Origin of the sequence: Mucilaginibacter sp. 21P (assembly GCF_019331605.1) — a bacterium.
GTDB classification, from domain to species: domain Bacteria; phylum Bacteroidota; class Bacteroidia; order Sphingobacteriales; family Sphingobacteriaceae; genus Mucilaginibacter; species Mucilaginibacter achroorhodeus.
Window position 1 is genome coordinate 2,760,673 of the sequence record NZ_CP063061.1, and the last position, 14,190, is coordinate 2,774,862.

Genomic DNA, 14,190 nt, shown 5'->3' on the forward strand with positions numbered 1-14,190 from the left:
AAAAGGAATTGAAATTATGAAACCCAATCAAGCAATTCTGGAAAGGCTGAATGCCATCACGGACAAGCTCAGCTTGCTTGCTTCTCTTAAGGAGGAGGAGATGAGAAGACCGATCAGCGATCGCGATTATAAATACCTGCATTTTATCTGGAAAGAGGAGTGCGTGTACAATTTTGCGAAAAATCAGTTTTATTGGTTACTCGATTTAAAGCAATCCTAATGATGTGGCGTAAAAGCATTAATCTTATTACCTGGGGTGGCCTTGGAGACGCGCTTCTTGCCACTCCGGCCCTAAAAGCTTTAAAAGAAAAATATCCCGAAAAAAAGATCAGGGTTTTTGCGCATAAACGTCATTTTGAGATTTTGCGCAACAATCCTTACATCGATAGCCTTTTGGGTACTTCATTTAAAAGCGCACCGGTGTACTGGTTGCTCAGCAGGCTTGCCCTCATTAAAATTAAAAGCCTTAACTATAGTTTTTCATACCCGGCAGAAAACGAATCCAGGAAGGCCGCTGAAATTATAGGCGATTTGCTTGGCGTTGTGCTCAAGGATAAAAGGATGAATATGTACCTTACAGATGGCGAGTTGCTTAGAGGTAAGATTGCGATATCGGGCTTTAACAACCCAATTGTAATTAATCCGAACGCTGTTTGTTTTACTTATAAAGAATGGAGTTATGAAAAATGGGAAGAACTGATTGGAAAGCTGCCCAACTACACCTTCATACAACTGGGAAAAAAAAATGAGCGCTTGCTAAAAGGTGCCGTAAACTTAACCGGGCTGCCGCTTAGGGATTCGGTTGCTATCGTAAAAAGTTCATTGTGCTACGTCGGTGTCGATTCATTTTTGGCCCATGCGGCAGCATCCGTTTGCACCCCGTCGGTTGTGTTGTTTGGTCCGTCTTCGCCGGTAGTTTTCGGGAACGAGGGTAATATTAATATTCAAAAAGAATTGCCCTGCTCGCCTTGTATCGATATGCTCATCGGTTCAAGATGTCCTTACAAGGGCGAGTGTATGCGTCAGATAACAGTTCAGGAAGTAAAAGGCGCGATTTTAAAGCAGCTGAATAAAACAGGACTAGCCGCAAGTTTCTCGATGGAAATGTCTGACGAGTTTTAAATAAATATTCACGCAAACCTGAATAGTATGAGCACAATCGTATTCGCCATTGCCGATTCAATCAGCCACTATAACGCCTCGTATAAAATTGCCAATGCCCTACGCAACGCCGGCCATCGTATTATATACATCGGCGACAGCAAGAAACGGCAAAAAGAAGTTGAAAGTCAGGGATACCAGTTTGAAACCATTTATGGAGAATTCTTCAACAGTTTTGAAAAAACTGGCAAAAAGGGATTGGTAAACCGCGTTAAAAACTTTTATCATCATTTTAAAAATCTACAGCGTTATAAAAAAGCGCTGATGGAAGGCACTGAAATAGCAGCCATTATTCAAAAGTTTAATCCAGAGGCGTTCATTATCGATGTTTTTCATGTAATACATGCCATTAGCTTGCGTCGTTTCGGGGTTAAAACCATTATGTTGCAAACTTATGTGGCCACAGATCAGGACGCGCTGGTGCCCCCGCTTAACTCGGATTTTATTCCGGGCGATGACGATAAAAGCCGGAAACGTGTTAAGCAATTATGGTCGCGTCTTTTGCTGCGCCGTGCTTTTTTCAACCTCGTTTACCAGGTTACTTTTGCCGGTTTAGATAAAAATAGCATGGTGCACGCTGTTATTAATGCAACAGGCTATCCTGAAAAGGCTATCAATTTCAAACGATCATTCCATCCCGGCTTAACCGATATCCCGGAATTAATATTAAGCGCAACTGAATTTGATTTTAAGCGCCAGAGGAAATTAAATCAGCATTACGTTGGCCCGATGGTTGAAATGAACCGCCGCGATGTATTGTACGACGAACGATATCTGGAGGTGTTGCTCGAAAAAGAGCTCTCCTATTCAGAGGAGCGAAATGCACGGCCGCTTATATATTGTTCGCTTGGTACGCTTAATCTTAACTGGTACAGCAAGCCCGAAGAATTTTTCAGCATGGTGATCGATGCATTTAAAAGTCGCCCGGATTATGAGGTTTATATAGCAGTAGGTTCAGATATCAAGCCCTCGGTGTTTAAGCGGGTGCCTGAAAATGTTAAGTTGTTCCAATTTGTGCCGCAAATAGATATTCTTGAACATGCCAGCGTTATGATTACCCACGGTGGCATTAATTCCATAAATGAATGTATCCTATCGGGTGTGCCGATGATTGTTTATCCTTTAAGTAAACAGGTTGATCAGCCAGGCAACGCGGCCCGCGTTGTTTTTCACGGAATGGGTATCCGGGGTGATATTCGCAAAGAAACACGCGAAGGATTGCTCGAAAAAGTAGATAAAATACTTGCCGGAGACGTTTATAAACAGCGTGTTAACAGGATGCGTGAAACGTATGCTTCCTACGGCGATGTAAGTAAGGCGGTTAGTGTAATAGAAAACTACCTCGCAGCAGAACTGGCTATAGCGTAGTACCAGGCTTTTAATCAAAATCAACTTAAAACTTTAGTTATGCGTTCACAATTTACTCGGGTGGGTGTTATTGGAGCTGGTACTATGGGTATCAGCGTTACCACTGATCTCCTGCTGCACGGCATCGAAACCGTTTTGATCGATGTTTCGGATGATTTACTATCTAAAGCGCGTGCCGAAATTATCAAAGCGCTGCGTTTTGCCCCCATGCTGCTAAAACGCAATATCGAGGTTACCACTGATGATGTATTCGATAAAATTTTGTTTACAACTGATATCCGTATAGTTGCCGATTGCGACTTCATTATTGAAAATGTGTCAGAAGTATGGAGCATCAAACAGCAAGTATACCGAGATTTAGATGCCGTTTGCTCTCCCGATGTTTGTTTCGGGATGAATACCTCGTGCACTGCCATCACCCAGGCCGGCAGTTTACTCAAAGATCCTTCGAGGCTTGTTGGCGTACATTTTATGAACCCGGTATACCTGAAAAAGACCGTTGAGGTTATTAAAGGCTTCCACACCTCGGATGGTACGTTGCAAACACTCGAAGCACTGTTAAACCAGTTGGGTAAACAATCCATCGTTGTGAATGATCTGCCTGGATTTGTATCAAATCGTATTTCACACCTGTTTATGAACGAAGCGATATACGTAGTTCAGGACCAGGTGGCGCAGCCGCAGCAGGTTGATGCTATTTTTAAAAAGTGCTACGGACATACTATGGGCCCCTTGGAAACTGCCGATCTGATTGGTTTAGATACCGTGATGCATTCTATCGACGTACTTTACGAAAGCTACCAGGATTCAAAATTCAGGTGCTGCCCTTTGCTCCGCAAAATGGTTCAGGCTGGCAATCTGGGCAGAAAATCGGGCCGCGGCTTTTATGAATATTCAGCAATGTAACAATCATCAATTATATCATTATGGAAGATTTAAGGATTGAAAATCCCCCTGCCAAAGCGCGGATCAGGGAGTTTATTAAGAAAAACATCGGCTCGGCCAGTATCAGCGACGATCAGGATTTGTTCGACTCAGGTATCGTAAATTCGCTCTTTTCTATACAACTGGTGACATTCGTAGAAAAAAACTTCAATATCACTGTAACCGTTGACGATCTCGATATAGAAAATTTCAAATCGGTTAACGCTGTTTTCGATTTTTTACAGGTCAAAACTTCAGGCAATGTTTGAGTCACTTTCATTTGTTCACCAGGAACGTTACGAAAATTTCAAACGGTTCGTTTCAACTCATGTTGAGCCCTTTGCCGACGAATGGGACCGGAACCAGCACATGCCGGCAGACATCATCCGAAAAATTGCCGCCGAAGGTTATTTTGGTGCTATTGTGCTACCAAAATACGGCGGACAGGGTTGGGATAATCTAAGCTATGGTTTACTGAATGAAGCGTTCGGTTTTGGCAGCTCGTCATTAACCGTGCTTTTTACAGTACAGAATATGGTAGGTAGCAGTATACTGCGCTGGGGTACCGAAGCCCAGCACAGGAGCTGGCTTGAACCCATGGCCCAGGGCGATATCATTGCGGCCTTCGCACTTACCGAGCCTGAAACCGGCAGCGATCTACAATCCATCACCGTTAACCTTGAAGACCGTAGCAGTCATTTAGTGCTAAATGGTACTAAAAGGTGGATAACATTCGCCGCCACTGCTGACGTTATTTTGGTGTTTGGCAAATTGAATAATAAGCCTGTAGCCTGTATTGTTGAGAGGGATATGCCCGGGGTAACCATTACACCTATCAAAGATATGATGGGTTTCAGGGCCTGCCATTTAGCGCAACTTGATTTTGAAAATGTGGAGATCCCGGTTGAAAACGTAATTGGCAGGGCCGGTTACGGACTTAGCCATGTGGCTCCGGTTGGTTTGCATTGCGGGCGCTTAAGCACGGCATTTTCATCGGCCGGGTTAATCAGGGCCTGCCTTGAGGCAAGTGTAAAGCGCGCGGGCAGTCGAGTTGTTTCAGGAACCGCACTTAATAATTATTCGTCCATCCGGTCTATTATCGTGCAAATGGGGCTTGACTATGATACCAGCATGCTATGGTGCCTTGAAGCGGCAAAAGCCGAGGATAACCGGATGTGTAACGCCGCTGAAACAACTATTGGCGCCAAGTATGTAGCATCACAAAATGCTATGAAGGCCGCTGCAAACGCTATTCAGATAGGCGGCGCTTATGGCTGTCATGAGGCTTCATCCTCAACCGGCAGATTTTACCGTGATGCCAAGATCATGGAAATCATCGAAGGCACCAGCCAGGTATTGCAAAATGTACTGGGTACACACTATATAACCAGCTATCAGCCCGCTGCGAAAAAAGCAGGGCTTGAATATGCATATTGATACCTTTTGTATGAAAAAGCCTGTAAATGAAATGCATAGTTCTGCGGCCGGATTTAGAAAAACAGTGCTTGACGAATGGAATAACACACAGCAGTCTTTTGATGAACATGTCACTATTCAGAAGCTTTTTGAACGGCAGGTAACCTTAACGCCTGATAATAAGGCTGTTTTTTTTGGCGATGAGGTTGTAACTTATCAAGAGCTTAACAACAAGGCAAACAAGCTAGCCTTGCGATTACATGTAGCAGGTATCAAACCTGAAACAATCGTGGGGATTGTTTGCGAACGCTCCTTAGAAATGATGTTTGGCATATTAGGAATAATTAAAGCCGGAGGTGCTTATCTGCCGCTTTCGCCCAATGATCCGTCCGAAAGGCTGAACATCATTATCCAAGACAGCGCCTTGCCAGTGCTGCTTATGCAAAGGAAATTTGCAGGAAAACTTGACTTCGACGGTTTAATAATCTATCTCGACGATTTTGCCGCCGATGACGGCATGCTGGTAGGTAATCTGCCTATTGTAAACAAAAGCACAGATTTGCTTTATGTTATCTATACTTCAGGATCAACCGGGATGCCCAAAGGGGTAATGATCGAACACAGGTCGCTGGTGAACCGCTTAACCTGGATGCAGCAGGCTTATCCCTTAACCGCTGATGATATTATCCTGCAAAAAACGCCCTATAACTTTGACGTCTCTGTTTGGGAGTTGTTTTGGTGGATGCTAACCGGTGCGGCAGTTTGCTTACTGATGCCAAATGGTGAGAAAAATCCGATAGCCATTATTAATACAGTTAATGACAAAAAAATAAGCGTGATGCATTTTGTTCCGTCGATGCTCGGAGTTTTTATCGACTATATCCGCGGAAAGGATACCATTGCAGCGCTATCTTCACTCAGGTTGATTTTCACCAGTGGTGAGGCACTATTGCCGGCACATGTGGAAGGTTTTTACAAGGAGCTTAATTCAATGAATGGTAAACGGCTTATTAACCTTTACGGGCCAACCGAGGCCACTGTGGATGTAACTCATCACGAATGTACTGAAGGTGATAATCTGAGGAGCGTCACCATCGGCAAACCCATCAGCAATACCCGTATCTACATTGTTGACGGGCAGAACGAACTGATTGGCGCAAATGATGAAGGCCAGTTGCTAATTGCCGGAACAGGTGTAGCCAGGGGCTATCTAAACCGTGTGGAACTAACCGCTGAAAAGTTTATTGACGACATTTTTCACGGAGCCGGCAAGCTTTACAAAAGTGGAGATTTGGCCAGTTGGGGGCCGGATGGCAATATCAATTTCATCGGCCGGATGGATCACCAGGTTAAAATACGCGGGCTAAGGATTGAGCTTGGCGAAATTGAGGCTGTATTAATTAAACATCCGTTGGTTAAAGAAAGCCTGTTGCACGTTTGGCGTTATTCAGAAAGTGTAATTATAATTGCTGCTTACTACGTAGCAAGCATCGATATCGAACAGGTTGAACTGAAGGCCTTTATGAAAAAATGTCTCCCCGAATATATGGTTCCGAGTTGTTTTATCAGGGTAGATGCTTTTCCGCTGAGCGTTAACGGCAAAATAGATCGTAAGGCCTTGCCCGATCCGTTGGTAGCAACCTTGTAGATTTATCCCGAGGCATCAGTATTGACAATTGAAGCAGGAAAACTGCCTGCATATCTACTTACCGATTTTTATTAAAGTTTATGAAAACCGAGCAAGAAATAGTTGCGTGGCTTCAGCAGCATTTATCTGCTATTTTAAATGGCGTGCCAGGCCAGGTTGATATTAACGTGCGTTTTAAAGATTACGGTCTTGAGTCGAGATCCGCGCTGCTTTTAACCCAAAAATTATCTGAATGGCTGGGACAATCGTTGGAACAAACACTCGTTTGGGACTATCCAACCATAGCTGAACTGGCGGCCTATATAGTAAATCCGCAAGGCGTTAAACGGGAAAAACGTACCAATGCCGCTAACACCAATTATCACGAACCGGTTGCAGTTGTAGGTATTGCCTGCAGGTTTCCGGGCGCTAATGATAAAAACGCGTACTGGGATATGTTGAAAAACGGCTTGAGTGGTATACGCGAAGTGCCGTCTGATCGCTGGAATATAGACGAATATCTTGATGAAAACCCGCTCATAAAAGGAAAGATGAACACCAAATGGGGCGGTTTTATTGAACAGGTAGATAAATTTGATCCGGAGTTTTTTGGTATTTCGCCCAGGGAAGCCAATCAGATGGATCCGCAGCAAAGACTAATGCTGGAGCTAACTTGGGAAGCCGTGGAGGATGCGGGCACTAATCCAACAGATTTGAAGGGCAGCGACACAGGGGTTTTCTACAGTGCCATCTGGAACGATTACCTGATACTGAACAGCCGTGAAGGTGTTGAAAATATTGAACAGCACACCGCGACCGGGATGCACCATAGTGTGATTCCTAACAGAGTGTCGTATTTTCTTGGTTTAGAGGGTCCGAGCCTGGCTGTTGATACGGCGTGTTCTTCATCACTGGTAAGCGTACACCTGGCTATGCAAAGTTTACGAAGCAATGAATGTTCCATTGCTTTTGCTGGCGGGGTTAACCTGATCATCGCTCCAGATACGACCATCGGTATGACCAAATTCGGTGCAATGGCACCAGACGGACAGTCGAAAGCTTTCGACGCAAGAGCCAACGGGTATGTAAGAGGCGAGGGCGCAGGAGTGTTGGTATTGAAACCGCTATCAAAGGCTTTGGCCGACGGCGACAGGATTTACGCCCAGTTGCTGGGTAGCGCCGTTAATAACGACGGCTTTAGCAATGGCCTTACCGCCCCCAATCCGCGGGCGCAGGAAAAAATGCTGGAAGATGCTTATCATAACGCCGGTGTTGATATTAACCATGTTCATTACGTAGAAGCACACGGAACAGGTACCATCCTTGGCGATCCTATTGAGGCAAAAGCCATTGGTAATATTTTGTGTTCTGACAGGAGCAGTGAAAATTGTTTGGTGCTTGGTTCAGTAAAAACCAATATCGGCCATCTCGAAGGTGCGGCGGGTATTGCAGGCCTGATCAAGGTTATTCTGTCAGTTCAGCATAAACAAATACCCCCGAATTTGAATTTTGAGGCACCAAATCCAAATATTGATTTTGATCAGTTTCACCTCAAAGTACCTCAGCGCCTCATGACTTGGCCGGAAGACGGCAATGCTGCTCTTGCTGGTGTGAGTTCTTTTGGTTTTGGTGGTACAAACTGCCATGTAGTCGTTGCCGAAGCAGTGCCTCCACGTTTTTACGCCCTGCCGTTTTCGGCTGATTCCAGCTGCCAGTTAAAACAACAGATTAGTGTTTTGCTTGATGAGATCGCAAATGATGGCGGTGTTGAGTTGTCGAAAATCGTGCAGGAAATTGATCATGACCTTAATGCGGCGACTAGGGCGGTGTTTGTTGCCAATTCTGTGGCTGGTCTTGCCAAACAACTCCGTGAGTATCTCGATACTGCTGATGGGGAAAAGCAGCAAGCGCCTGCTGCGATGGGTAATTTACCGGTAGTGTTTATTTGTTCCGGACAAGGATCGCAATGGATGGGAATGGCTAAGAGCTTGCTGCTGCATGAGCCGGTTTTCGCGCATAAAATAAAAGAGATCGACAAATTGTTTGTCCCACTGGCCGGGTGGTCACTTCACGAGTATTTGCTTAATTCGCAAAATGAGCGAAACACCGCCGAAATGAAGCAGTTTGTTATCCAGCCGGCGATATTTGCTGTACAGGTTTCACTTGCTGCATTATTATCTGAGTGGGGTATTGAAGCCGATGGGGTAATGGGGCATAGTATGGGCGAGGTATCGGCTGCATATATCGCCGGAATTCTAACACTTAATGACGCAGTTAAAACAATATACACCCGCAGCAGTCTTTTAACCCAACTTGAAGGTCGCGGTAAAATGGCTGTTGTTGAAATGACTGCCGACGAGTTGGAGCGGGCGATTGAGCCATATGGGGCGTCTGTAACCGTTGCGGGTTACAATAGCTACCGCAACAATATTATAGCCGGCGATCCATCGGCTGTACAAGGGTTTGTGGCGGAGGTTCAAAAAAACCGTTATGTCAAATTGGTTAACGTTGAGGTGGCATCGCATTGCTACCAAATGGATGAAATAACCGATGATTTGATCAATACACTCCAAGATATCAGTCCACTGCCCGGAACTATTCCGTTAATGTCTACAGTGGCAGCTTCATACCTGGATCATCAACAATTTACTGCAGGCTATTGGGCAGATAATGTAAGGCAGCCGGTTAAATTTTATCAGTCGGTTGTAGCGCTTACAAAAAGAGGGGCCTACCAATGGGTTGAACTGAGCGCCCATCCTATCTTAACAAGAGCTGTTGAGGAAATCCTTGCTGAAACAGATAGTAAACAATTTGTTACCGGCACGCTGGAACGTAAAGAGGATGATCACCGGTCGCTACTGGAAAATATAGCCAAACTATATTTAAATGGTAAAAATGTAAACTGGAACAAAGTAAATCAAACAGATGCCGATGACAACAACGCTGCCTGGAGTATTCTGCCGCTTTCCGCACATTCGCCGGCTGCTTTGGCACAGCTTACAAAATCAGTGCGGCAAAACATATTAAAAGACCGAATAAAGCTAAATAACCTGGTAAGCAGTTCAATCAAGGTTAGAACACAGCACCGTTTCCGTACCGCCGTTGCATTTGAAAGCAAAAAAGATCTGTTGGCAAAGCTGTCTAACTTAGCTGTTACAGCTACTACAAGAACTAAATCGTCAAAAGTTGCATTTGTGTTTTCTGGTCAGGGAAACCAATGGTTTGGTATGGCCAGGGAACTTTACAATTCCAATCGTTATTTCAGGGAAAATATTCAAAACTGCGATAATATTTACCGCCGTATCGCCCCAGCCGGCAAATCCATTGCAGACGCGCTTACAAACTCCGCGAGTTTTGATAAGGACAGTACCGAATGTATGCAGCCCGTGATATTCGCAATGCAATTTGCGCTGGCCCGTTTATGGCAGCAGTGGGGGCTTGAACCCGCAGCCGTAGTAGGCCACAGCATGGGCGAAGTTGCAGCTGCCTGCATAGCCGGCGGCATTACGCTTGAAAATGCAATAACCATCATATGCAACCGTGGCCGTCTGATGCAAAAAAGCTGCGGACTTGGGGCGATGGTGTTGATTAACGATACTATAGAAAATATCCATTATGCGCTGGTTGGCTCCGGCCTGAAAAACAGTGTTTTTATATCTGCCAATAATAGCCCGACAAGCTATATGGTATCGGGCGGAACAGAACCATTGGCCGAATTTTGCCGATACCTTGATATTCAAAATATCTCTTACCGCGCTTTTTCAGACCGTTATGCCTTCCATAGTCCATTGATGGAACCATTTGCGGCAGAATTAGAGGGACATACTTACAACCACACCGAACCGCTTACCTGCTCTGTCCCATTTTACTCCACTGTAACGGGAGAACGTTATACCGATAGTTTTACGCCTGGGTATTGGGCTAATAATATGAAAATGGCGGTAAGGTTTGAATCGGCAATTAAAGCTCTTATTGCCTGCGGTGTCACCACTTTTGTGGAAATTGGACCGCATAACGTACTACAAGCAGCTGTGCTGGAAAACGCGCGCGAAACAGATATCACTTTTATCCCTTCTCTTAAACGTGACAAGCACAGTTATGGAAGTATGTACGAAGGTTTGGCGGTATTGTATGGCAAAGGCTTCCCTGTTAATTGGGCCTCTGCCGTCCGCGTATCCGGGCATCAGGCTGATTTACCGGAATATCCGTTTCAGCGCAAACGTTACTGGCTTAACAATGGGCAACAACAGGAAACACAAGCCATCGGAAACAGCCTGCAAAGCGCAATAAATGGGCGCAGCATTCTGCATAACGTACAATTAGCACCGCAGAATGATTTAAGCCAACAGTTGCCCGTAAAGGGGCAGTTCTGGTTGTTGTTTTCGCAAAATTATTACGAAGTGACACGTTTGATCAGCTGGTTTAAACAAAACGACATTCGTTACCTGCACATTATCACCACAGCCGCCGAAACTGAGGTTGAAAATTACGCGGCCGCTTTGCAGCAAAATAGATCAAAAGTAAACGGGGCGCTGTTCTTTTACCAATCAGCTAACGCGAATGATTTTCTGACCGATGCGCAGCTCCCGGCCAATGACATTCATAATATCACAGGGCTGTTAAAAGCCATCAAACAGGAAGATATTAAAGTGCCGCGTTTTTACTTTGTATTCCGCAACGATGACAACCAACCTACACCGGATAAACAGCCGCATGAAGCGGCTTTATGGAAGCTAACGCGTACGCTGGCCTCTGAATTTCCGCTTACTAATTTTAAAAACATCCGGATTGGAAATACCGATGGCGACATAGAAAACCTTTTCGCAGAAATTGCCTCGCCAGATGCTGAAGATACCGTGGTTTATCAGGAAGGCAAACGCTTATCTGAGCGCTTAACCCCACACTTGATTGATAGCGAAACCATCGCCACTATTAAGTGCGACCCGAATAAAGTATATTTAGTAACCGGTGGTATGGGCGGCTTAGGTCTGCAGCTCGCAAATTTCCTGGTAAAACGGGGCGCCCGGCACCTGCTGCTGGTCAGCAAAAGCGGCTATCTGAGCAACTTTGATGATTATAATAAGCTGATACGTACGGGCGCGCACGTTAAAGTAAGCAAAGCCGACGTAGCCTCGCTGCCCGAAATGGAACTGCTGCTTGCCGGGATGGAACGCCCTTTAGGCGGTATTATCCATGCAGCGGGTAGGGTGGTAAGTAAGGCCTTCGTTGAGCAGCGGCCAGAAGAGACAAATGAAGTACTGCTGCCGAAAATAGCCGGAACGCTGAATCTGCATCAGTTAACCAAACACCTGCCGCTTCAGTTTTTTATCTGCCTGTCGTCGGTATCTACGGCAATAGGTTCGGCGAGGTTGGGAAGTTATGTGGCAGCCAATGCTTTTCTTGATGGATTTAGCCATTATCGCCGCAGAAATGGATTGCCTTGTACCACCATAAACCTTGGCCCGGTTGCAGAAGTAGGCATGGTTGTCAACAAGACCGATGTTTTTGATACCAATGTGCTCAATAAGATAGGCCTGCGGCTGATCAACACGGGACAGGTATTTGCAGCGCTGGAGTATATGCTGTTCCACAATATCAGCCATCTCATTGTCGCGGATATCGATTACGAAAAACTCAAGGAGGTTATCGGTTCGGCCACCTCTTTGCTTAATTCGTTTACCCCAGATCAACCAGCCATCTCCAATGCGCTCGCTAATGGAGAAGACGGAACCGAAACGGACCATATAGCTTATTTAACAGTACAACTTCAGCGATCGCTGGAAATGGTTATGGATATAGCCGATCATGATGTTTCAAAAAATATGTTCGACTCTGGTTTGGATTCGCTTATGGTTATTGGGCTTATAAGGCAAATTCAAATCAGGCTGTCGGTAAAAATAGATCCCGTTCTTATTTACACCAACTCGTCTATCGACAAACTGGCCGATGCGCTTCACTTGGCAATTAATGCCGGCGACGCAGTGCTTGCTGAGCAAAACAAATGTTAAACCCTAAAATTTATTGTCGTGAATATTTATCAGGTTTTTAAAAGCAAATCAACAACCTTTTATTGTATGCTTATTTTATTAGGCGCAGTAAACAGTATTATGTATAGCGGCTTATTGATCCTTATCAACAACTCAATTACCAAACATTCCCTTTTCACTAGTGCTAAATATAATCTGGCCACCTATTTTCTGATAATAAGCCTGTCTTTTATATGCAGCAAGATTTTTCAAACGTATATCGTAAAACTATCCAGTCAGGTACTGTTCAAATTCGAAACCGGTGTCCTTGAAAAACTGAGGTATGCCGAATATGAGTCGTTTGAAAAATTAGGTGTCGAAACAATTTACACAGCTATTGGCGATACCAGGGTGCTTAGCCGAATCCCGGAAACATTTATCAATGTATTTAATGCCATGATTACAGCTATATGTTGCCTTGGTTACATGTTTTACGTATCGTTGCTGGGCGGCTGCTTTGTGTTAACTATGATGTTGGGCCTGCTGATTATCTATCTGCGCCGTAATAAACGCATAGAAGGGCAGCTCAACGAACTAAGGGACTTGCAAAATAATTACTACAAGTACCTAAATGATCTGCTGAATGGTTTTAAAGAGCTTAAACTGGGTATTAAACGCAACGAAAACTTATTTGATAATTACCTGATCAATAATAAAATTGCCGAGCGCGATCTGGGGGTTATTACGTCAGTCAAATACCTCAATAATGAGTTGCTGGGAAGTTACAGTTGGTATATTGTACTCGGGCTTATTATGTATATTTTACCAATGGTGGTAAATCTCAATATCAACCAAACCTCAACTTTCATTATTACCATATTATATCTTATCGGTCCGGTTGCAACCATTATTACTACCGTTCCCTTTTACACGCGGGTTAAAATAGCGCTAGAGCGACTTAATAAATATGAGGTTGATATCAGCGCGAAAATAAAAACCAGGGTTGCTTATGATGAAGCTTATGATATCAATGAGCCACTTAACGACCTGGTTTTTGATAACGTAGTTTACCAGTACGTGGATGAAAAACAACAACCGTTGTTTACTGTCGGTCCGATAAACCTGCAAATTAACAGGGGCGAGGTGCTTTTTATAGTAGGTGGAAACGGAAGCGGAAAAAGTACTTTCATCAATTTGCTTACCGGTTTGTACAAACCAATAAGCGGTTGTTTACAGTTCAATAACATACCAGTTCAACCGCTAAATTATCCTTATTACAGTAACAAAATTTCGGCAATTTTTACCAATAACTATTTATTCAACGAAAATTACGACGAACATAATTTAAACGATGAAAATCCATCCCTGCAATATTATATCGATAAAATGCAGCTGAATAACGTGATCAGGTTTGGCGATGGTAATAATAAGATAGATCACAAACTTTCCAAAGGTCAGCAGAAGCGTGTGGCCATGATATATGCCCTGATGGAAGACCGCGATATCCTTGTGCTGGATGAATGGGCCGCTGAACAGGACCCATCTTTCCGCGCCTACTTTTACGAGGTTATCATCAGCGAGATAAAGGCTGCCGGTAAAACCATTGTTGCCGTTACGCACGACGATGCCTACTTCCATTGCGCAGACCGCGTTATAAAATTTGATTACGGCAAAATAACAGTGCCGGTGCTTGTGGGCGCCGGGCATTCAAACTAAGCGAGCTGCACA

The 14,190-nt window shown here is 44.5% G+C and carries 9 protein-coding genes; all 9 read left to right on the top strand.

What is annotated here, in order from left to right; translation table 11 throughout:
- Positions 1-16: 16 nt before the first annotated feature.
- The 9 genes from INP83_RS12370 to INP83_RS12410 all read left to right on the top strand — a co-directional run bounded on the left by INP83_RS12370 (position 17) and on the right by INP83_RS12410 (position 14,178).
- Positions 17-220 (top strand): hypothetical protein, encoded by a 204-nt coding sequence (locus tag INP83_RS12370; RefSeq protein WP_219124377.1) that lies wholly within the window; start codon positions 17-19, stop codon positions 218-220.
- On the top strand, positions 220-1,122 hold the full coding sequence (locus tag INP83_RS12375; protein WP_219124379.1) for a glycosyltransferase family 9 protein: 903 nt from the start codon (positions 220-222) through the stop codon (positions 1,120-1,122). Before INP83_RS12370 ends, INP83_RS12375 begins: the two co-directional genes overlap by 1 nt.
- 27 nt (positions 1,123-1,149) lie before the next feature.
- Complete coding sequence (locus INP83_RS12380; RefSeq protein ID WP_219124381.1) at positions 1,150-2,529, top strand: glycosyltransferase; 1,380 nt, start codon at positions 1,150-1,152, stop codon at positions 2,527-2,529.
- Between the two features lie 39 nt (positions 2,530-2,568).
- Positions 2,569-3,435 (top strand): 3-hydroxyacyl-CoA dehydrogenase family protein, encoded by an 867-nt coding sequence (locus INP83_RS12385; protein ID WP_219124383.1) that lies wholly within the window; start codon positions 2,569-2,571, stop codon positions 3,433-3,435.
- 20 nt (positions 3,436-3,455) lie between these two features.
- Entirely contained in the window at positions 3,456-3,722 is a 267-nt protein-coding gene (locus INP83_RS12390; protein WP_219124385.1) for an acyl carrier protein, read from the top strand.
- Positions 3,715-4,890: an acyl-CoA dehydrogenase family protein gene (locus tag INP83_RS12395; RefSeq protein WP_219124387.1), complete on the top strand. Its 1,176-nt coding sequence runs from the start codon at positions 3,715-3,717 to the stop codon at positions 4,888-4,890. Before INP83_RS12390 ends, INP83_RS12395 begins: the two co-directional genes overlap by 8 nt.
- Positions 4,891-4,900: 10 nt before the next feature.
- Positions 4,901-6,517 carry an amino acid adenylation domain-containing protein gene (locus INP83_RS12400; protein ID WP_219124388.1) on the top strand — a complete coding sequence of 539 codons (1,617 nt, stop codon included), beginning with the start codon at positions 4,901-4,903 and terminating at the stop codon, positions 6,515-6,517.
- 80 nt (positions 6,518-6,597) lie between these two features.
- Positions 6,598-12,504 carry a type I polyketide synthase gene (locus INP83_RS12405; RefSeq protein WP_219124389.1) on the top strand — a complete coding sequence of 1,969 codons (5,907 nt, stop codon included), beginning with the start codon at positions 6,598-6,600 and terminating at the stop codon, positions 12,502-12,504.
- Positions 12,505-12,522: 18 nt separating this feature from the next.
- Positions 12,523-14,178: a cyclic peptide export ABC transporter gene (locus INP83_RS12410; protein ID WP_219124390.1), complete on the top strand. Its 1,656-nt coding sequence runs from the start codon at positions 12,523-12,525 to the stop codon at positions 14,176-14,178.
- Positions 14,179-14,190 lie beyond the last annotated feature (12 nt).

Bases quoted from the DNA above. Each gene is read 5' to 3' on its own strand.
- INP83_RS12370 (WP_219124377.1), top strand. From the start codon at position 17: ATGAAACCCAATCAAGCAATTCTGGAAAGGCTGAATGCCATCACGGAC.
- INP83_RS12375 (WP_219124379.1), top strand. From the start codon at position 220: ATGATGTGGCGTAAAAGCATTAATCTTATTACCTGGGGTGGCCTTGGA.
- INP83_RS12380 (WP_219124381.1), top strand. From the start codon at position 1,150: ATGAGCACAATCGTATTCGCCATTGCCGATTCAATCAGCCACTATAAC.
- INP83_RS12385 (WP_219124383.1), top strand. From the start codon at position 2,569: ATGCGTTCACAATTTACTCGGGTGGGTGTTATTGGAGCTGGTACTATG.
- INP83_RS12390 (WP_219124385.1), top strand. From the start codon at position 3,456: ATGGAAGATTTAAGGATTGAAAATCCCCCTGCCAAAGCGCGGATCAGG.
- INP83_RS12395 (WP_219124387.1), top strand. From the start codon at position 3,715: ATGTTTGAGTCACTTTCATTTGTTCACCAGGAACGTTACGAAAATTTC.
- INP83_RS12400 (WP_219124388.1), top strand. From the start codon at position 4,901: ATGAAAAAGCCTGTAAATGAAATGCATAGTTCTGCGGCCGGATTTAGA.
- INP83_RS12405 (WP_219124389.1), top strand. From the start codon at position 6,598: ATGAAAACCGAGCAAGAAATAGTTGCGTGGCTTCAGCAGCATTTATCT.